The organism is Microcoleus sp. SVA1B4, assembly GCF_036700545.1.
In the GTDB taxonomy this organism is placed as follows: Bacteria; Cyanobacteriota; Cyanobacteriia; order Cyanobacteriales; family Microcoleaceae; genus Microcoleus.
On record NZ_JAUBPB010000001.1, the window covers coordinates 75,198 to 95,599 of the forward strand.

The following is a 20,402-nucleotide window of genomic DNA, read 5'->3' on the forward strand; positions in this document are numbered from 1 at the left end:
TCAGAAGTTACAAAATCACAGTCAAGGATACGCAAATGCTCGAACATTGCGATCGCACAGAGTGTTTGGATCTACAGCCTTACTCGCAAGAGTCAGCGAAAGATGAGCTAAAAACGGGATTCTTGGTTGCATGAACCTCAAACCCTTGATTTATAAAGTATTAGATAGTATGCGGATAAAAGGACTTGAACCTTCACTCCTCTCGGAACCAGAACCTAAATCTGGCGCGTCTGCCAATTCCGCCATATCCGCATTTTGACATTTAAATACTATAACACACAACAGAGCGATCGGTCAATCGATTTTAGATTTTAGATTTTAGATTTTAGATTGAAGAAAGCGATCCACTGATAAATCCGCAGGCTGATGACCACATATAGCCTTTATCACTAACATGAGGTGCTCTCGCGGGCATAGGACATAGGGCATAGGACTCGCCCCCATACCTCACAACGCTTGAGAACCGCTATAGCTCGATCGCCCAACATCGATTTTAGATTTTAGATTTTAGATTTTAGATTGAAGGAAGCGACCCACTGATAAATCCGCAGGCTGATGACCAAATTGCTCGATCGCCCAACATCGATTTTAGATTTTAGATTTTAGATTTTAGATTGAAGGAAGCGATCCACTGATAAATCGGCTGGCTGATGACCAAATTGCTCGATCGCCCAACATCGAGAAACCCGGTCATTTTTGAACACCGGGTTCAATGATGAGTTATCGCCACAGCAATTTTCCGTATTTTTCACTTGTCACTTACTTTTGGCCGAGCGCCTTCCAGGTTGTTTCGTCCACCATGCCATTAGCCATTAAACCCTTATACTCCTGAAAGTTCTTGACAGCCGTAGCAGTGCGAGCGCCAAAAATGCCGTCGATCGGGCCCGGATCGTAACCCTGCATTTCCAAACGCACCTGTAGCGTCTTCACCTTGGAACCGACAGCGCCTTTATTCAGAAGAGTTGGAGGATTGTCGGCAACAGCAGCATTGCTCAGAGTTGGAGCATTGCTCTGCACAGTTTCAGAAGCCGACGCTGGATCTGCTGCTAAAGCTGTCCAAGTTTCTTTATCCACAATGCCATCTGCGTTCAAACCCTTAGACTGCTGAAAAGCACGAACCGCCGATCGGGTGCGAGAGCCATAGGTACCGTCGATCGTCCCCACCTTGAAACTGTGCACCTGCAAGCGCTGCTGTATGGCTGCAACTTCTGGCCCGTCAGCACCCGCCGAGATAGTTTTTTCCTTTTTCACTGGCGCCTGCTCGCCCGCGTAAAAAGGCTTGTTAAACATATCTGCTTTGGACTTTCCCTCCGGCGATGCTGACGCACCCGGCTCGGCGGGAGCCGTAAAGTCTCTGCGGTACTCTTCCTGCACCAAGGGTTCGGAGTCAAAAGCAGCAATTGCCTTTCGGGTTAAGCCGGGAGCGAGCAGAGCAATCAAGCTGAAAATTGTAACAGTAGTCACACGCATAAATTTCATCCTGTTAGTGAGGTTTGACAAGGTTTCGCTGTTTTCATGTTTCTAAATCTAATTGTATTACCCGGACAGCTTTCTGAGACATATAGCAGAAGCAAGAAGGAAGAATGCCCTTCGACTTCGCGATCGGGTAACAAGAAGTCCGAGAGAAGGGGTAATAGACCGCATTGGTTTGAGCCATTAAGAAAGTTCTAAGCGTCTGTCGCGGTTGCTATATCTGCCCCGGTTTCTAGAATTTCGGCAATGGGGACACCAGCACTCAGAAGTTACCTGTTAGAAGTAGGGCCGGTTCGCATTATTCCTAATAAAGCCGATTGATTCCGAGATGTTTCGTTACCAAAGCCCACATTTTCGTATAAACCACATCTTTTAGCCTCAGTCTTATGGTACAAAGTCGGCAGTCATTCACAAATCTTTACAGGCGTATTTTGTACAAAGTTGATCTATGAAAGGCGAAGTTTTTTCCTTTAATCTCCCCGTAATATCAATTTCGGTTGTATCTGAGATGTTGCACCATTCTCAATTACTTGTTTAGGAACAGGCAAGATGCCTGTTCCACAATAAAATTCATCTCTTGTGGAACAGGCATCTTGCCTGTTCTTGAGAATGGTACAACATCTCAGTTGTATCGGAATTATTAAACCCCTCTTGACGCAGAGGATACAGAGAAAGGGAAGAGAGAGAGGAATAATTCCGATACCAACGGATTTGATATAAAAAGCCAAACTCGCGACTTATCGATTTGCGTGTTCTGCCAATAAAGCCTTTGCTCTTGGCTTGTAAATGAGATAAAACAGCGATTCTATGTAACGGAGCATATCTTCGCGGTTTTCCTTGGACGAGTAGTTCCAGAAACCGTAAGTCCGGGCCAGTGTCAGCAGCTTGGTAGTGTGAATTTTCCAGGTATACGTGCTGTAAACTCTGTCAATTCCTCGCGTTGAAATTTCATACCAATAGTTGGGATTTTCTTCGCATTTCGATAAAAAATCTAGTATTTTTTTGGCGGTTTCCTGGTTGTTGGTCGGGTTGATATAAAACCAATTTACGCCATCTTGAATGATTTCCAGCGGGCCGCCAAACTGCGTCCCAAAAGTGGGAATGCCGGTAATCATTGCTTCGAGAATTGTCAAGCCGAAAGCTTCAAATAAGGCTGGCTGAACAAATATACCTTGGGCGTCGGCGATTACCCGGTAGATTTCGCCGGACAGGCTTTTGGAAAGCCTCACCCCCAACCAGCGAATTTTACCGTGAAGGTTGTATTGGTCGATAATTGCGTAGAGTTTTTTAATTTCTTCTGCTTCTTCGTAGTCTTCGGTTTCTTCGACTCGCAACTTGCCAGCTACTAGAATTAAGTTGCATTTTTCTTGCAATTCCTGGCTTTTTGCGAACAATTCTGCTAAGCCTGTCATGTTTTTAATGCGATCGAGCCTGGCCATCGAAAATAAAGGGCGCTTTTGCGGGTCGTCGAGTTTTCCAAATACTTGTTCCGGGTCTTCTAGAGTAAACAGCAGTTCGCCCGGCCGATCGCGATCGCCTTGCACCCGGTCTTCTATCCGCGTGTAGGGAAAGTAGACACTTTCGTTGACTCCCGGCGGCACTACGTTGAATTTAGGGAAGATTGATAAAACTGTTCGGGCTTTTCCTATTTGGTGCAGTAGGCAACAAAAGTGTTAACTATATCGTTTCGCAGCAAATATTTGTTGCCCAAAGCGCGTCAATTGCTGGCAAACTGACGCAAGTCGGATTTTTTGTCGCTGGCCATAACAGCCTGAAACAGTTCTGATATAGGTAGCCGCTTAATTTTATATCTTCTTTGAGATTCGCTCTAAGGGGGGGCGATACAAGTTAGTATCGCCTGTTTTTTTTAGGTAATTTAAAAGCCTGCAATTTTACATTGCTATCCCTCAAATGACATAAAACTCCCCGTATTTGTGGCGAATGTAACGGATAAAGGGATCGATAGTTAAAGGTGAACCGGTAACGCGATCGATCAATTCGACAGCGGTGTATTTACGGCCGTGCTGGTAGATGTTTTGTTTTAGCCAGTTGTGGAGTACGCTAAAATTGCCCCGTTCTATTTCTACGGGAATTTCAGGATTGAGTTTTACTGCTGTTTCGTAGAATTGGGCGCTCATCAAGTTGCCGAGGGTGTAACCTTGGAACATTCCGCCGATCGTACCAACATACCAGTGAACATCTTGCATCGCGCCTTCGCTGTCTGTGGCGGGGACAACGCCGATGTCGGTTCTATAGCGTTCGTTCCAGGCTTCAGGGAGGTCTCGGACTGCTAGTTTTCCCTCTACCATTGCCAATTCTAGGTCAAAGCGGATGGCGACGTGGAGATTGTAGGTTACTTCGTCAGCGTCGGTGCGGATGAGCGATCGCGAGACTTTGTTAATGGCCCGGTAAAATGCGTCAGTGGATACGTGTCCCAACTGTCGCAAAAATATGCCTTGGAGTTGCGGATAGAAACATTCCCAAAAACCGCGGCTGCGCCCGACCATATTTTCCCAAAGTCGCGATTGACTTTCGTGGACGCCGGAGGAAATGCCACCTGCCAGAAGGGTACCTTCAAATTCCGGGGAATTTCCGAGTTCGTAGAGGGCGTGTCCGGCTTCGTGGATGCTGCTGAACAAAGCTTGATCCAAGTGGTCTTCATAGACGCGGGTGGTAATTCGCACGTCGTCTATGGAGAAGTTGGTCATGAACGGGTGCAGGGTGGTGTCTTGCCGTCCCCGTTGGAAGTCGTACCCCATGCGTTCTACGACTTTACGGGTGAATTCTAGTTGCTGGGATTCTGGGAAGTCTTGGTGCAAGCAGGAGTCGTCGGCGGGAGGTTGCGAGGTGATGGCTTCGACTATCGGCACTAATTCTTGACGCAGTTTGGCGAAAAGCGGGCGCAACAGCGATACTTTCATGCCGTAGTCGCTACGATCGATCAAAGGATCGGCAATGTGTTCGTAGCCGGGAAAAAAATCGGCGTATTGCCTGCTTAATTCTAGGGTTTTTTCGAGATACGGCTCAACGGCTGCGAAGTTGTTGGCTGCCCTGGCCGCGGCCCAAGCTTCGTAGCAGTCGGCTTGGTGGCGGCAGAGTGCGGACATGAAGGTTGCGGGGACTCTGGAGGCGCGATCGTAGTCTCTGCGGGCTATGCGGATTAGGCTGGCTGCGGTGGAGTCGTAGGGGAGGGTTTGTTCGTAGAAACGCAAGTCTTCTAGGAGTTCACCTATTTTTGGATCTGTAAATTTTTCGTGGGATATTTGTTTAAGTGTAGCTAACTGGCGGCCTCTGGCACTTGCACCTTTGGCGGGCATATAAGTTGCTTGATCCCAATGCAGCAGTGACGAGACTGATTCGATGTCATTAACTTCTCTGAGGTGGGCTGCCAGTTGAGCGAATTTTGCTTGAGTTTTGTCTAGGGTTTGCATGATGGGCGTTTATGGTGCTGTTTTGCCTACAAAGGTTGCAGTGCGGCATCCGTATCCATCAATCATAGCTACCCTGAAATCAAGCTAAAAACCGCACTTCTTCCCGTATTGTACGCAATTTAGAGTCATTTTTGCACAATTTCCGGTATTTATGCGGATTGAGTTCGATCGCCTTTGACAGATTTTCGATCGCTTTGTCGGTGATGGTTGCTAAAGCTTCGGGGCTGTTTGTGCGATCGCCTGCTGCTTTTTCTAGGGCGTAAATGCAAGCTTTTTGATAGTACAGGTTTGGATCGTCGGGTGTGAGTGCGATGATTTTATCGTAGGAGGCGATCGCGTCGGTAAATCGTTGGATTTTTTTGAGGGCGACGGCGCGGTTGTACCAGGCTTCGGTGTTGTCTGGCTGCAACTCTACGGTTTTGTCCCAAGAGACAATTGCTTCTTCAAAGCGTTGTAAGTTGGCGAAGGCTAAGCCTCGGTTGTAAAAGGTTTCGCTGTCATTTGGCTTGAGTGCGAGGGCTTTGTCCCAGGATGCGATCGCTTCTTCAAATTGTCCCATTTGTGCGATCGCCGTGCCGCGTTTGTTCCAGGCTTCAGCGGAATTCGGCCGTAGTTGCAGGGTTTTGTCGTAGGAGGCGACGGCTTCCGGGTAGAGTTTTTCATCGGCTAGGGCTAAGCCGCGGTTGTACCAGGCTTGATGCAAGTCTGGTTTGAGTTCGATCGCTTTGTCGTAAGAGGCGATCGCGGCTGTATTTTCGTCGGATTTTCTCAGGGCAAATGCTTTGTTGTACCAAGCTTCGCAGTAGTCTGGTTTGATTGCTATAGCTTTCTCGTAGGATGCGATCGCTTCTGATAATTTTTCTAAGCTGACGAGGGTGTTGCCGCGGTTCGTCCAAGCTTCGGGGTAGCTGGGCTTGACTTCGATCGCCTTTTCGTAGGATGCGATCGCTTCTGAGAGTCTGTTGAGCTTCCGCAAAACGTTGGCTCGATTGTACCACGCTTGGGGATTGTTTGGTTTGATTTTTAGGGATTGATTGTAGGCTGCGATCGCTTCTTCTAGCTGGCCCAATTTTTTGAGGGCTACGCCTTGGTTGTACCAGGCTTCATAAAATTTTGGTTCAAGTTCGATCGCTTCTTCCCAAGATTTGATCGCAGCTTGGAATCTTCCCATTGCTTCTAGGGCGTTGCCGCGTTCGTACAAGGTTTGAGCCTTTTGGGTATTGACTGCTATGGATTTTTCCCCTGAGTCGATCGGCTTTTCTATGCTGGCTAATTTTTGCAAGGGGTTTCACCTCATTATTTTTTGTCTAATTGATTCTTTTCTTTTTTATATGCGATCTTTTTCGCTTTTGAGTGCTTTCGATCGCGACTCTTTGGTTATTTAGGGCAATTTTACAGGAATTTGGGGACTTTTTCAATTTTTTTCAATATAATCCTACATCGGGGATTTGTAGGTATAGATTAATACTATTTTTTTATATTACTGCGTAGAAAAGAGGAAAGGGCGATCGTACTGAGGTGTGACAAACCTCACCCAATATCTAACAGAACTTACACATTCACCCTATTTGTAGTGCATTGTGGCCTTTATTACTACGGGTAGTGTAAAACTTTAAAAGTTGCGTAAGTCCTGATATAATTTTCACCTATCGGCGATCACTGACTTAGCAAATTGTAGAGCTTTTCAGCAATTTGAGCCTGTGTATCTGATGACAATTCACCTAACTCACGCTGAACAACCACTGTAGAAACACTTACCAGTTGATGCAGCCTGATAGTAGATGGCACCCGCAGCCCTGAAGCCTGAAAGTCGAGATAAGAAGCATCTAATACGATATCTGTTTCCAGTAGATTTGTTGGCAAGCGACTTGTAATATAAGCAAGAATAACATGACGCCGCGCTCCCAAAGGGTTAGTCAAACAAGCTGCTGGACGTAGTTTGTTGGCCGATAAATCATCATAGGGAAACGGTACTAGGAAAATCTTACCCTTGGTCATGGAATGGTTTACCGTCAGCTATGGTATAAATGTCTTCTTCCGGGTCTACGATCGAACCAAAATGAGGCTCGATCGCTACTGTTTTAATCCATTCAGGGTCGTGGAATGGCACGCCATCAGCTAAAGTGTAGATATCTTCTGCTGAGTCTCTCAGAGAATCAAATGCTGGATTTGCGATCGCAGCTTTTAGCCATTCATATTCTTCTAGTTTTGCTTTGTTAATTAGGGCAGCTTCTAGGGCTTCCAGTCGCTTCAGGTCTGCATAAGTAATGATAGCAGCGATCGCCCTTCCTTCCTGTTCTATGACAATTCGTTCTCCAGTCTCCTCGACATGGGCGATGAGTTGGGAAAATCTGTCATTAGTTACAGTTACATTTAGTTGAGTCATCTTTTACCTCGCTACTAATTCTTCTATCATATCGTGTCCACTAGCTTCGGTTGAAAAGTATTTTTGATGCTGTAAGGGCGGGTTTTACCAACAATAATTGCCTAAAACCGACAATCTCATAAACCCGCCCCGCCCAAGGGCAAATCCCTATTCTTGAATCAAGGCTTGAAACCGAACATCAGATCGAATGCTGTCAAAATCCGAGTCAGTTTTTGCCATTTCTCGGTATTTGTCAGGATTCAGATTGATGGCTTGCTGCAAATTCTGAATCGCTTGGTCAATCTGACTCTGTAACGCATAGCAGCAAGCTTTATTATAGAATGCTTCGTCATAATCTGGTTTGATTTCTAAGGCTTTGTCGTAGTCGGCTATCGCTTCTTCCCATCTGCCTAAATTAGCTAGTGCAATGCCCCGATTGTTCCAGGCTTCGTATGAATCTGGTTTGATTTCTAAGGCTTTTTCGTAGTCGGCGATCGCTTCTTCAAATCTTCCTAATTTATACATTGCAGAACCCCGATTGTACCAGGCTTCGTGAAAATCAGGTTTGATTTCTAAGGCTTTGTCGTAGTCGGCGGTCGCTTCTTCCCATCTTCCTAAAATACCCAGTGCATAGCCCCGATTAGTCCAGGCTTCGTGAAAATCAGGTTTGGTTTCTAAGGCTTTGTCGTAGTCGGCGATCGCTTCTTCCCATCTTCCTAAAATACCCAGTGCATAGCCCCGATTAGTCCAGGCTTCGTGAAAATCAGGTTTGGTTTCTAAGGCTTTGTCGCAGGAGGCGATCGCTTCTTCCCATCTTCCTAAAATACCCAGTGCATTGCCCCGATTGTTCCAGGATTCGTGAGAATCTGGTTTGAATTCTAAGGCTTTGTCGTAAGATGCAATCGCTTCTTCCCATCTTCCTAAATTACCCAGTGCATTGCCCCGATTGCCCCAGGCTTCGTGATAATCTGGTTTGATTCCTAAAGCTTTGTCGTAAGATGCAATCGCTGCTTCAAATCTTCGTAAATAAAGCAGTGCATTGCCCCGATTGAACCAAGCTTCGTAATAATTTGGTTTGAATTCTACGGCTTTGTCGCATGAAGCTATCGCTTCTTCAAACAAGCCTAAACTATTCATTGCATTGCCCCGATTGCTCCAAGCGTAGTCAAAATTTGGTTTGAATTCTAAGGCTTTGTCGTAGGAAGCTACTGCTTCTTCAAATCTTCCTAAGTTATACAGTGAAACTCCCCGATTAGACCATGCTGAGTAATCATCTGCTTTGAATTCTAAGGCTTTGTCGAAGGAGGCGATCGCTGCTTCAGTTCTTCCTAAATAAAGCAGTGCAGTACCCCGATTGAACCAGGCTCCGTGATAGCTCGGTTGGATTTCTAACGCTTTGTCAAAGGAGGCTATCGCTTCTTCCAATCTTCCTAAATTACCTAGCGCACCGCCCCGATCGCTCCAGGCTTGGTGATAATCAGGTTTGATTTTTAAGGCTTTGTCATAGGAGGCTAGCTCTTCTTGAAATTTCCCTGAATTACCCAGTGCAACGCCCTGATTGTAATAGGCTTCGGGATCTGGTTTGATTTCTAAAGCTTCGTCGAAAAAGGCGGTTGCTTTTTCAAACAAGCCTAAGCCTAAATTGTACAGTTCATTCCAATCCATAATTTCTCACCTCATGGCTCAAATTGTGCAAGACTCTCTTGAAATTGCTTAATTCCTTTAATCAGCCGAGCAAAATCTTAATAATCTTAAAGTATTTTTTGCAACTTCAATGTTTATCCAGACTAACACAACCGAACTAAGCTGACAATACCTGAGTCGCCGTCAGCACTAATTCGGGAAAAGTGGGCGAAACAATTTGTTCATTTTCTCTAAATTGAGTGCGCTGATATTTGCCTTCAGTATTTAGCGAAAAAACAAATACCGTCGGAATTTTCGGGTTTCCCAAATACTCTCTTTTTCCAATTGCTAAATAATCAATAATCCAGTATTCAGCAATGCCCAAGCGTTCGTATTCATCTAGCTTATCAACATAATCATCTTCCCAATTCGTTGATACTACCTCGACAGCTAACTGAATCGGCGATTCCAGTGCGACATAAGCTTTGCGTTCAGCACGCCACAAAGTGCGATCGATAACACTGACATCAGGAACTCGTCCTTGTTCCGTACCTTCTTTTGTGGTAGTTTTAATCGTGATACCTCGTTTTACTACATAGTTGAGTTTCAGGCGATCGATCTCTTGATAAAACTGTCTGTCTGTAAATTCAGCCACGTCATCATGATTTCTGGTAATTGCTATTTTGACAATTTCTCCGTTCAGCAATTCATAAATACCATCTTCTGGGCAAATTGCAATAAATTCGTTAAATTTTAATTTTTGTTTGGTAGTTGCAATCATTTATTTTAAATAATCCCTAGACTGGACATTGCATCCCAAGGTTCGATCTAACTGGTTCCTAGGCTCTGCCTGGGAGCCCATATCTAGAGGCTCTGCCTCGCCTGAGAAATTGGAGGCAGAGCCTCCGGCTCTGCGTTACCAGGCAGAGCCTGGGAACGAGTAGATCGATGATTTTGGGCTAGGGAAACGGGATTTCCGTGTCCGACATTGCTATCTTTTAAGCTTGATATTTTTTCAAAATTGCGACTTTTTCGGGGAAGATTTCGATCGCCATTTTGTCATCATATCGAGTCGCGAGCGATCGCCTCACCTCGCCCAAAAACAGCGGCTGCGACAGCCCAGGTTCAGGATGTACCACTGTACGAACCCGGATTGTCATGTAGTCTCTTCCGCGCCCAGATCGCCCTGGAGAGTACAAATCCGCAGCCGCTTGCTGCATCGTTGCTTCTAATTCCGATTCCGTGATCGTAGGTGGCACAGTAACTACTGTTTGAGCGCCGCCAGTATCGTAAACTAAAGAATAGCGAACTGCACCCGGAATTTCTGTACGGGAAAACAGTCCCAAACCAAGACCGAATATACTCGCAGCAATCACGCCCATAAAGCTTGTCACTCCTACCAATCGGAAGCGAAAACCCCATTTGAAGATAAATGCTATAACTGTTAGAATAGCTAAAGCTACTGTCAGAATTCCCGCCCATTGGGCGTACATTAAAAGGTTAGAATTTACGCTCATTTGATGATTTGTTGACTGTTGACTGTTGACTGTTGACTGTTGACTGTTGATATTAGTTACCGATACCCGATGCCCAATGCCCAATGATTAATTAAGCGTTTCGGGCCACAAGCAGATAAGTCATCATATCGCCTTTCCCCTTCACTGGAATCACGCCGCGCTCCTCAAAAACGTACTTACCCCGCAAGCGTTCGTAGGTAGCAACTGTCACCTGAATGCTGCCGGGGACGCCTTGAGATTCCATCCGGGAAGCTGTATTTACCGTATCTCCCCACAAATCGTAAGTAAATTTTTTAGTACCGATTACCCCAGCTTCCACCGGGCCTGTGTGGATGCCGATGCGAATGCTGAGCGGCTGACCTCCCTTGGTACGCATCTTAGTCATTGCTGCTTGAATTTCCAGCGCCATTTCGGCGATCGACTCCGCGTGATCCTCGCTGGGCGTCGGCAAACCGCCAACTACCATATAAGCATCGCCGATCGTCTTAATTTTCTCAAGTCCGTAGCGCTCGGCCAACTCGTCAAAAGCCGAAAAAATTTCGTTGAGCAACTCCACCAATTGGGCAGGCGATAAATGAGCCGAAAGCTTAGTAAAACCGACCAAATCGGCAAACATCACTGTCACCTCAGCGAAACTGTCTGCGATCGTAATTTCCCCGTGTTTCAGGCGCTGTGCGATCGCCCTCGGTAAAATATTTAACAGCAAACGCTCGGACTTTTCCTTTTCCTGAGCCAACTCGTGTAAATAGGCCTGTTCCTTATCCCGCAGTCGCTTCTTTTCCAGACAAGCGCTAATCCGAGCTTTGAGCAATACCGGATTGAACGGTTTAGAAAGATAATCCTCCGCCCCCAACTCTATACACCGAACGATACTGTCGATATCGTCCACCGCCGAAATCATAATCACCGGGATGTAGCGCAACTTTTCGTCCGCCTTCAGATTTTCCAGCACCTGATAGCCGTTCATTTGCGGCATCATAATGTCTAGGAGAACTAAATCAAAAGGATCGCTTCGCAACATTTCCAGAGCTTGCAGACCATCTTCAGCAACAGTCACCACGTGGCCTTGACGCTGAAGTCGGCGGGCCAGCAAATCGCGGTTTACCTCATTGTCGTCAACAACCAGCACGCTGCCCTCGTCACCTTTCATGTCATAGCCTTTTTTAGAAGCAGTTCAATCTTACCCAAAAGTCGAGGAAACTCGACCGGTTTGGTGTCGTAGTCGTCGCAGCCGGCGGCAATACACTTTTCACGATCGCCCGCCATTGCGTGAGCCGTCAGCGCAATCACCGGAATCGTGCTAGTTTCAGAAGCCGCCTTAATTTGCTGCGTTGCTTGCCACCCGTCGAGAACCGGCAGACTCATATCCATCAGAATCAAATCCGGTACTTTCGCGAGCGCCATCGACACTCCCTCAGCACCGTCAACAGCAATAAAGACCTCGTGTCCCTTGCGGGCCAGACGCCTGGAAAGCATATCCCTATTCATTTCGTTATCTTCGACCAACAGGATTTTAGCCATTGGTGTTCTCCTTGCCTTTCGAGTCGTACCTGCGATCGAACCTGTCATTGACTATAGAGCGAACATCGCGCAACAAAGTATCGCAACTGTAGACTCCCTTTTGTAGCACCCGCTCGACGTAGCCGTTTAGCTGCTGGCTTTCGGTCGGTGTCAAATTTTTCCCCGTGATCACAACAATCGGTATAGGATCTCCCGAATGGGATTTGCGAATTTCCCCGATCAACTCAAAACCATCCATTTCTGGCAACATCAAATCCAGTAATATCAGGTGCGGGCGAGCAACTTTTAGCCGATCGAGAGCAGCGCGTCCGCTATCAGCTTCCGTTACTGCCCAGCCTTGTGTTTCTAGTACGCATCGCAGTATTTCGCGCGTGGCAACGTCGTCTTCCACAATTAGAATCTGACAGGTCAAATTGTTACTTGCAACGCCGTCTTGGTCGCGTCGGTACTTGTTCAACAAGGCAGCCAGCCGTTTGCCGTCCACTGGTTTGGTGAGGTAGTCCGAGGCACCCAATGCAAAGCCGAGGCTTTTGTTGCCCACAAAGGATAGCAGGATTACGGGAATTTCGGCAAGGTCAGGATCTGCCTTCAGCGCTGAGAGTACCGCCCAGCCGTCCATTCCGGGCATAATCACATCCAGGGTAATGGCGTCTGGCCGTAGTTGCTTAGCCAGCCGGAGAGCTTGCTCGCCGCCGCCGGCGACTTCTACGTGCAGTCCTTGGCGACTGAGGGCGCGCTGGATTAAATCCCGCGAGATCGGGTCGTCGTCAACTACCAGCACCGTGCCGACAGCGGGGGCGTCGGGAGGGTTTGTGCTGTCGTGGACTTTGTTGGGGATTTCCGGCTGTTTGATGGCGCTGGGCAAGAGCACGGTGAAAGTGGTGCCGGAGCCCAAGATGCTGCTGACTTCTATGCTGCCGCCCATCATTTGACAGAAGCGCTGGCTGATTGCTAGTCCCAAACCGGTGCCGCCGTACTTGCGAGTAGTCGAGGCATCAGCTTGGGTGAAAGGTTGGAAAACTTGCTGCAATTGCTCTTTTGTCATGCCGATGCCGGTGTCGGCGACGCGGAAACTTAAAAATTCGGAGTTGGAAATTAAAATTTGGGAAGATTCCTCTTGATTTTTCATTTTTAATTGTTCATTTTTAAATCTTTCTACTCCGATCGCAATTCTCCCGTTTTGTGTGAACTTGGCAGCGTTGCTGAGCAAGTTAAGCAGCACTTGCCGCACTTTGGTCATGTCCGCGTGCATGGTGTCGAGGTTGTCTGGAAAGTACACTTCTAGGGTATTACCGTTTTTCTCTACCAGCGGCCTGGCCGTGGCAACAGCACTTTCAATTAAGCTATGGATGTCGAAGGTTTCTAAGTAGAGATCCATTCGACCTGCTTCAATTTTAGAGATATCTAGGATGTCGTCGATCATCGACAGCAGGTGTTTGCCGGCGCTGCAGATTTTTTCGAGGTCGGGGACGAAAGCTTCATCGCCCAATTCTTCAGCTTCTTCTTGGAGCATTTCGCTGTAGCCGATGATGGCATTGAGGGGTGTGCGAAGTTCGTGGCTCATGTTGGCGAGAAATGTGCTTTTTGCCCGGTTGGCTGATTCTGCTGCTTCTAGGGCCAACTGCATGGCGGATTCTGCCTGTTTGCGATCGGTGATGTCTTGGACTGTGCCTTCGTAGTACAAAACGCTGCCGCTTTCGTCGCAGATGCTGCGGGCGTTTTCGGAAATCCAGATTGTGCTACCGTCTCGGCGGTATACTTGGGATTCAAATTTTGACACTTGGCCGCGCGCGCCCAATTCGGCCATAAACTCGGCGCGCCGATTGGGGTTAACGTAAAATTGACGGTTGATATCGGTGAGTTCGGCGAGCATTTGGGTACTGGATTCGTAGCCGTAAATTCGGGCTAGTGCGCGATTGCCGCTGAGGTAGTACCCGGAAGGCGTTGTCTGGAATATGCCTTCGACTGCGTTTTCAAAGATGCTGCGGTATTTTGTTTCGGATTGTCTCAAGGCTGCTTCTGCTCGCTTGCGCTCTAGGGCATTGGCGAGCATTTCTCCTACCATTTTTAGCTGTGGGGATATTTCGGTTGCTCGACCTGCTGTTTGCTTTAAGCCCTCGAATCCGAGAAATCCTACTAGGTTTTTACTACAACCAATTAGGGGAATAATTATCAGCGATTGGATATTTTTTAGCTGTTTTTGTGATTCTAATTTATTGATGGAAGCGCCCATTGCAGGTATTGAGGCGGTTGCTGTTTGATTGACTGTTTGGGATGGGGAGTCTGTCTGGAATTGGGCTGGATTTTTACCGATAAAATAGGCAATTTCGGCTTTTGCTGGGGGCGGGAGTTCGCCGATTTCTGGAATATAGAGGCATTCGGCGCGATCGAGCTTTTCTGCGATCCAAGGGATTTGTGCGATGTCTATTGGTTTGTCGGTGCTGTTTTTGACTGCCGGAATGCTTTCGCCGCACCACTCGTAGGTTTTGTCGGCGCGGGTTTTGTCGAATGATAACAGGTAGATGTAACTGCGGTCAAACCCGCTCAATGTGGCGATCGCTTCCAGGGTTTGATCGATGCCTTTGTCTATTTCTGATAAGGGCTGGCTGATGAAATGGGTTGACAAATGGGCAATCAACTGAGCTAATTCTATTCGATACTGCAAAGATTGTTCTACTTTTTTGAGTTTGGTAACGTCTCGAAAGCTCCAGACTCTACCGACTGTTTTCGCTCCGACTTTTGAGGGCAACGAATTTAATTCAAGAATTTTTCCGTCTTTAAATTCTAATAAGTCGCTGATTTGAGTATCTGGATCTGCCGACACTTTGATCACGTTTTGGAGAAATCCTTGCGGGTCTTTTAATTGTTCCCTGTCGAAGGGGAATCCTGTTTCGATCGTGTTTGTGAGTGTGCCGAAGGTCGATCGGCTCAACTTTCCTTGGCTGGCGGACAAACCCCACATCTCTAGAAAATTCTGATTATAATTACATATATTGCCGTTTCTGTCAACCGCCAGAATTCCTGCATCTGTAGATTTTAGAACTGCTTGCAGTATCGAGAGCGATTGCTTGTGTTCTCTAATGTCAAAAATGTCAAAAAACACCAAGACTGATATTTCGCTGCCCTCAACGGCGGGATGGAAAAAATAGGAAACTGGTAAAATCTTGCCGTCGCGACACAAAAACTCGTCGTCCCAATTGTTGCAAGGTTGACCCGAAGCGATCGCCTGTTGTAAATCTAGTGTAGGTGCGATCGGCCTATCTTCACTCTTGCTTGCCGACTGTTTCGGCTCCGTCAAAACTTGGGATTTGTTGCCTTTGTTTTGCTTCCCGATGCGCTCTAGCAGGGAAACGCCTGCAAGTTCCGACTCTCGCCATCCCAGCAAGCGTTCGGCCTCTGGATTCACCGAGATTACACAGCCCTTTGCGTCAAGGATACACAATCCCGCTCCCCAACTGTTGACACTCGCCCGCAGTCGATCGAATTCTGAAGCTGTTGGAGAGTCTTGAGGAGACTGGGGCGAGTCTGTTAAATCCTTTAACGCCACTGTCTCGTTGTTCAAGCAATCCTGCTGCTGAAGTTCTTGCTGACTCTGAGCTTTGTCATAGCTACAACTTACCTGCTCTAATAAAAGCTGCCACTGCTCAGCAGTGGGAGGAGGAGACTCGCCGACTAAACCGAGCTGTTCGAGTTGGCGCTGGAGGTGGGGGTGCATATTTTCTGGCACTTTGTAGGCAACTTTCTACAGTATATCTTTTTAATTAATAATATTATATATACGCAGCTATACAGTTAGTCGAAAGCTACGGGAGCAAGCAAATCTTAGGTTGGATCGAAAAGCCTATTGAGCATCTGTGTTCTCCAAAACTTTTTAAACGGCGCTAATTATATCCTAACTGCTTTAATGATTTGGCTATATGTTTAAAATCTCGATACCCGCTAGGGAAAGAATCAGCAAATTGCGGAGGCGAATAAAACCGGCCACGCTCGAAAAGAAATGTCAATAAATTATTATTTGTCAGACTTTTCGGTTGAGATTGAAAGGTCGGTGAAAATAGCTGGCAGCCGAATAGTAAAGGTAGAACCTTTGTCCACCTCGCTGAATGCGGTAATGTCTCCGCCCATCATTTCGCAGAATTTCTTAGTAATCGTCAGCCCCAAACCAGTGCCGCCGTACTTTTTAGTAGTTGAGGAATCTGCTTGGGTGAAAGGCTCAAAGATTCTGGCTAACTGTTCGGGACTCATGCCAATGCCGGTATCTTTGACCGTAAAAATGATCCAATCTTGAGCGGAAGATAATAGAGACAAGCTATTTTCATTTTGGCCACCTCCTCTATACGCTCCAAGTGTTTTGCCTTTCTTTGCAGAGTCGGCGGGGGGTTCGACGGATCGGGTAACGGCGAAGGTAATCGCGCCGGAGCAAGTAAATTTCGCGGCATTGCTGAGGATGTTGAGCAGAGACTGCCGGAGTTTAGTCAAGTCGGTCTGCATTGAGCCAATATCATCGGGGCATTGTATTTCTACAATATTGCTATTTTTGTCTGCCATCGGCGCGATCGTGGCAACTACTTCCTCAACCAGAGTTGAAATGGTGAAGGTTTCGAGGTCGAAGTCGATGCGGCCTGCTTCAATTTTGGTCAAGTCGAGAATATCTTTAATCAGCGCGAGTAGGTGCTGGCCGGCCGTGTTAATTCTCTGGAGGTCGTCGATGAACTCTTCGGCACCGAGGTCTCGGGCGTCTTCTTGCAGGATCTCGCTGTAGCCGATGATTGCGTTGAGGGGGGTTCTGAGTTCGTGACTCATGTTGGCGAGAAAAATGCTTTTGGATCTATTTGCAGCTTCGGCGGCTAATGCGGCGCGGCGGAATTCTTCGGAACGCAAGCGTTCGGTGATGTCGGTGGTCATGATTAAAACGCACTGAGTGCTGCCGAGGTGGATGAGTTCCACTGACAGCAGCCAGTCGCGCACTTCGCCGGCTTTGGTGCGAATTTTGATTTCTTGGTTGCTGATCGAATTTTGTGATTGCAAAATCTGGGCGAGCCGCCCCCCGTCTTCTGAATTGACAAATATTCCTAAGTCGCTGGGAGTGCGGCCGAGAAATTCGTGCCGCAGCCAGCCTAATGAGCGCAAAAAGCTTTCGTTGGCATCGAGGAAGCATCCGTCTGTGAGGGTGCAGATGCTGATCCCGACTGGGGAGGCGTGAAAGGCTTTGGAAAATCTTTCTTCTGAAGAACGCAGGGCGGCTTCGGCTTGCTTTCTGTCTGTGATGTCTTGGACGGTGCTGGTGATGTAGAGGGAGGTGACGGCGGCTTGTTCGTAGACTGTGCGGTTGCTACCGTCGGGGAGTATGAGCCTGTAGTCGATGCTGTAAGGCTGTTGCTGAAATAAAGCGGCTTCGATCGAGGTTCTGACTAATTCTCTGTCTTCCGGGTGCACGTATTCCAAGAAGGCTTCCAGGCTGGGTTCAAAAGTTCCGGGTTCCTGTCCCAGGATGCGGTAAATTTCCTCTGACCATCGCAATTGCTGGGCGTTGCGGTCTAAGTCCCAGTTGCCTAGCTGGGCGATGCGTTGGGCGTTAGCGAGGCTGGCTTCGCTGGCGCGCAGGGAGACTTCTGCTTGGTGGCGTTCGGCGACGGTGGCAGCTAAGACTAAGCCGGTGACGGCGATGACGGCGATGAAGGCTTGCAGGGATAACAGTGCTTGGGGGATACTGCTGGCGTGTTTGAGGAAGGGGCCGCTGCCTCGGGCGATACCCCAGATGGCGAAGCCGCAGAGGATGAAGTTGGAGAGGGCGGTGTAGCGCTGACCGAATCGAAAGGCAGCCCAAACTACTAGGGGAAATGGTAAGTATTCGAGGGGATAGCGGGCGTAGGCGGCGCGGGTGCGGGAGCAAAAGACGAGCCAGCCGACTGCTAGTAGCAGCAGCAGCCAAATCGCTCGTTCAACTATCTGTTTGCGATGGGTGGGGACTTTGGGCATTTGTTGCCACGTCAGTAGCAGCGGGGCGACGAGCACAATTCCCATAGCGTCTCCGACCCACCAAGTCCCCCAAATCGTGCCAAAATCGCTCCAGCTAGATATACCACTCAGGCATACGAGGATACTGCCGATGGTGGAGCTGATCAGGGTAGATCCCAAGGCTGCTAGTCCGACTATTCCTAAAACGTCTTTGAGCCGATCGAGCCCGGCGCTAAAGTTAAGGCCTTGGAGTAGATAAGTTCCCGTCCACGCTTGCAGGCTTCTGGCGCCTGCCGATATCAATGCCGTGGCGATGTTTGCCGACGGTACGTTCATGCTGAACAGGAAGCCTCCGATCGCGATTCCCGGCCACAGTTGCCGCCCAAACAGCAGCAGGGCGACTTGGGCAATTCCTGCTGCTGGCCACATCGGGTAAATTTCTGAACTGAGGGTGAGGGTGGAAATGGCGAATTGCGACGCCCAATAGTAGACCAGGGCGATCGTGCCTACTGCGAGGAAGTACCGCCAGGAATGTCCTTTGATTGCATTAAGGAACTTTGTCTGCATGGTCGTTTGGGGAAAAGGTGGACTGTTGTTGGGGTCTCAGTATGTGGCACGGGACAGGCAGAGGGTAGAGAAAATGTTTCTATTAGGTGATGGTAGGTCATGGGTGGTAGGTACTGGGAGAAGCTTTTGAGCTAACTTTTTGTGGTGCCGTTGAGGGAGCGGTTTTTTTGTTGGATCAAATCTGCCCATGAATTTCGGGAGTATCGCTTTTTTGTAAATATATCTCTAATGGCTAAGCAATTGGTTTGTAAATTTTGGTTTTTGTTAAAAATTTATTACCGAGCGACAGCGGGTGTCTTTTTGTGTCGGGCGATCGTAACTCAATGCACCCTAACATCTTGCACCATGCTCAATAATACCTAAAATACCTAAAATACCTAAAATACCAATAACAGAGACGTAAAATCTCTGCTTTTCGGTAAGTTTGGGGCAAGAAACACGGTTTCTGATTAGAAGTGCAGGCGGTAGTAATTTTCACTAGATTTTTAACCACTCAATCGAGACTTCAAGTCTTGCGATCGAATACAGTGAAAGCGGATAATTTACAGCTAATAAAAATATTTTTTCTGGTCTATTTCTCCTTGGCTGTTGCAATATCTAAGGTGAGTGTCAAACGCTCTTGAGATTCTTTAAGGGCGTCTTGGGGGTTGCGGCCGAGAAGGGTTGCCTCTATGGCGCGACCGAGGTTTTCTGATAGGCGGGAGTAACCTGAAATAATGGGTCGCGCTCTGGCTGAGTTCATTTGCTCTAAAAATACTTGCAAAACAGGGTTTTTTTCCACAAAGCTTTGATAAGCTTGGCTCTGTCTCGATTTTAAGTTAATGGGTAAATAACCTGTTCCCAATGCCCATGCTGTTTGGAATTCTTCACCTATAACGTATTCTAAGAATACTAGGGCTGCTCGCTCTCGTTCTGGCGAGGTTTTCATTAAAAATAGGTTTTCACCCCCTACGACGGCTGCGGGGCGTTTGAGGATGGGTAAAGGCATTGCTCCGTAGTCGATCGCGCTTTGCTCCAACTGTGCTAGCGTCCACGGCCCGGTGATTTGCATGGCCACTTTCCCGGCGATGAAGTTGTCGAGTTCGTAACCGCGTTCGGGTGCTGACAATATTGCTGAACCTTCTTTTAACAAGTCGCTCCACAATTCTAAGGCGGCGTGAGAACCGGGATTATCTATTTGGGGCACAGGACTTTGAGGTATTTCGCCTTTGAATTCGCCGCCTGCGCTGAACATGAATGGCAGCCAGGTAAATACTGTCCATTCTCCTTTGCCTAGGGGGAGCACTATGCCGTGTTGGTCTGTGCGGCCGTCTCCGTTGGTATCTCGCGTGAGCGATCGAGCTACTTGCTTTAATTGGGCCCAATTCTGCGGCACTTTTTTGATTCCTGCTGCTGCAAATAAACTGGGACGGTAAAATATGGCGACGTTATTTGTGCCTAGGGGAACTGACCAAGTGTGTCCGCCGAGTTCCATTGACTCGAAGAGTGCCGGGTCGATTTCGGCTTTCCGGGGCGATTTGTCGAGCCAGTTTTCTAAGGGTTCAATTGCGTCGAGTTCTGCTAGTTTTCCTGCAATTGAGGGGCCATTCCACAGCACATCCGGCGGTGCATTTCCAACTATTGCTGTGAGTATTTTTGGTAGTTGTTGGTCGGGCTGACCGATGTAAACTGGTTTGATCTGGATGTTAGGATGTGTTTTGTTGAATTTGTCTGTGAGGGTTTGAAATACGTCGCGATTTGGCGGGGGATTGATGCCGTGCCACAGTGTGAGTTCGATCGGTTCGCCGTTTTTGGCTGCGGGTGTTGTGCTGTTTTGACAGCCGCTTAATATTAGCAGATTTAAGGTAATTAAAATGCTGAGCGCTAGTTTTAGTGGTCTTTTAATTGCTTTGGATAATTTGGATAATATCATTTTTTATTTAGATTCAGGGAAGAAGATTTTTTTAA

The 20,402-nt window shown here is 47.6% G+C and carries 14 protein-coding genes and 1 tRNA gene; all 15 read right to left on the reverse strand.

Annotated elements, in window-relative coordinates:
- Positions 1–170 precede the first annotated feature (170 nt).
- A tRNA-Leu gene (locus tag QT987_RS00330) sits at positions 171–252 on the reverse strand.
- A gap of 507 nt (positions 253–759) precedes the next feature.
- On the reverse strand, positions 760–1,470 hold the full coding sequence (locus QT987_RS00335) for a peptidoglycan-binding protein (protein WP_333236280.1): 711 nt from the start codon (positions 1,468–1,470) through the stop codon (positions 760–762).
- Positions 1,471–2,210: 740 nt separating this feature from the next.
- On the reverse strand, positions 2,211–3,131 hold the full coding sequence (locus QT987_RS00340) for a glycosyltransferase (RefSeq protein WP_445299698.1): 921 nt from the start codon (positions 3,129–3,131) through the stop codon (positions 2,211–2,213).
- A 249-nt stretch (positions 3,132–3,380) separates the two neighbouring features.
- Positions 3,381–4,904 (reverse strand): carboxypeptidase M32, encoded by a 1,524-nt coding sequence (locus tag QT987_RS00345; RefSeq protein WP_333236282.1) that lies wholly within the window; start codon positions 4,902–4,904, stop codon positions 3,381–3,383.
- Positions 4,905–4,983: 79 nt separating this feature from the next.
- Entirely contained in the window at positions 4,984–6,186 is a 1,203-nt protein-coding gene (locus QT987_RS00350) for a tetratricopeptide repeat protein (protein ID WP_333236284.1), read from the reverse strand.
- A 374-nt stretch (positions 6,187–6,560) separates the two neighbouring features.
- The gene (locus tag QT987_RS00355) at positions 6,561–6,902 is read right to left on the reverse strand and encodes a type II toxin-antitoxin system PemK/MazF family toxin (RefSeq protein ID WP_333236287.1); all 342 of its coding nucleotides are present in this window, start codon (positions 6,900–6,902) and stop codon (positions 6,561–6,563) included.
- A complete protein-coding gene (locus QT987_RS00360; protein ID WP_333236290.1) occupies positions 6,889–7,290 on the reverse strand; it encodes a type II toxin-antitoxin system Phd/YefM family antitoxin in 402 nt (133 codons plus the stop codon). Before QT987_RS00360 ends, QT987_RS00355 begins: the two co-directional genes overlap by 14 nt.
- A 147-nt stretch (positions 7,291–7,437) precedes the next feature.
- Positions 7,438–8,934: a tetratricopeptide repeat protein gene (locus QT987_RS00365; RefSeq protein WP_333236293.1), complete on the reverse strand. Its 1,497-nt coding sequence runs from the start codon at positions 8,932–8,934 to the stop codon at positions 7,438–7,440.
- 136 nt (positions 8,935–9,070) lie between these two features.
- Positions 9,071–9,673 carry a Uma2 family endonuclease gene (locus QT987_RS00370; protein WP_333236295.1) on the reverse strand — a complete coding sequence of 201 codons (603 nt, stop codon included), beginning with the start codon at positions 9,671–9,673 and terminating at the stop codon, positions 9,071–9,073.
- Between the two features lie 217 nt (positions 9,674–9,890).
- The gene (locus QT987_RS00375) at positions 9,891–10,409 is read right to left on the reverse strand and encodes a Ycf51 family protein (protein WP_333082593.1); all 519 of its coding nucleotides are present in this window, start codon (positions 10,407–10,409) and stop codon (positions 9,891–9,893) included.
- Positions 10,410–10,500: 91 nt separating this feature from the next.
- Positions 10,501–11,559: an adenylate/guanylate cyclase domain-containing protein gene (locus QT987_RS00380; RefSeq protein ID WP_333236297.1), complete on the reverse strand. Its 1,059-nt coding sequence runs from the start codon at positions 11,557–11,559 to the stop codon at positions 10,501–10,503.
- Positions 11,556–11,930, reverse strand: coding sequence for a response regulator (locus QT987_RS00385; protein ID WP_333143834.1), 375 nt, complete (start codon positions 11,928–11,930; stop codon positions 11,556–11,558). The genes QT987_RS00380 and QT987_RS00385 overlap by 4 nt, the downstream gene beginning before the upstream one ends.
- Complete coding sequence (locus QT987_RS00390; protein ID WP_333236299.1) at positions 11,923–15,645, reverse strand: response regulator; 3,723 nt, start codon at positions 15,643–15,645, stop codon at positions 11,923–11,925. Before QT987_RS00390 ends, QT987_RS00385 begins: the two co-directional genes overlap by 8 nt.
- A 296-nt stretch (positions 15,646–15,941) precedes the next feature.
- Positions 15,942–18,455, reverse strand: a complete 2,514-nt coding sequence (locus tag QT987_RS00395) for an MASE1 domain-containing protein (RefSeq protein ID WP_333236300.1) — start codon at positions 18,453–18,455, stop codon at positions 15,942–15,944.
- 571 nt (positions 18,456–19,026) lie between these two features.
- Complete coding sequence (locus QT987_RS00400; RefSeq protein WP_333236303.1) at positions 19,027–20,367, reverse strand: ABC transporter substrate-binding protein; 1,341 nt, start codon at positions 20,365–20,367, stop codon at positions 19,027–19,029.
- Positions 20,368–20,402: the final 35 nt, after the last annotated feature.

Coding starts and splice junctions, on each gene's coding strand:
- QT987_RS00370 (WP_333236295.1), bottom strand. CDS start 9,673: ATGATTGCAACTACCAAACAAAAATTAAAATTTAACGAATTTATTGCA.
- QT987_RS00355 (WP_333236287.1), bottom strand. CDS start 6,902: ATGACCAAGGGTAAGATTTTCCTAGTACCGTTTCCCTATGATGATTTA.
- QT987_RS00400 (WP_333236303.1), bottom strand. CDS start 20,367: ATGATATTATCCAAATTATCCAAAGCAATTAAAAGACCACTAAAACTA.
- QT987_RS00390 (WP_333236299.1), bottom strand. CDS start 15,645: ATGCACCCCCACCTCCAGCGCCAACTCGAACAGCTCGGTTTAGTCGGC.
- QT987_RS00380 (WP_333236297.1), bottom strand. CDS start 11,559: ATGAAAGGTGACGAGGGCAGCGTGCTGGTTGTTGACGACAATGAGGTA.
- QT987_RS00385 (WP_333143834.1), bottom strand. CDS start 11,930: ATGGCTAAAATCCTGTTGGTCGAAGATAACGAAATGAATAGGGATATG.
- QT987_RS00365 (WP_333236293.1), bottom strand. CDS start 8,934: ATGGATTGGAATGAACTGTACAATTTAGGCTTAGGCTTGTTTGAAAAA.
- QT987_RS00395 (WP_333236300.1), bottom strand. CDS start 18,455: ATGCAGACAAAGTTCCTTAATGCAATCAAAGGACATTCCTGGCGGTAC.
- QT987_RS00375 (WP_333082593.1), bottom strand. CDS start 10,409: ATGAGCGTAAATTCTAACCTTTTAATGTACGCCCAATGGGCGGGAATT.
- QT987_RS00345 (WP_333236282.1), bottom strand. CDS start 4,904: ATGCAAACCCTAGACAAAACTCAAGCAAAATTCGCTCAACTGGCAGCC.
- QT987_RS00360 (WP_333236290.1), bottom strand. CDS start 7,290: ATGACTCAACTAAATGTAACTGTAACTAATGACAGATTTTCCCAACTC.
- QT987_RS00335 (WP_333236280.1), bottom strand. CDS start 1,470: ATGCGTGTGACTACTGTTACAATTTTCAGCTTGATTGCTCTGCTCGCT.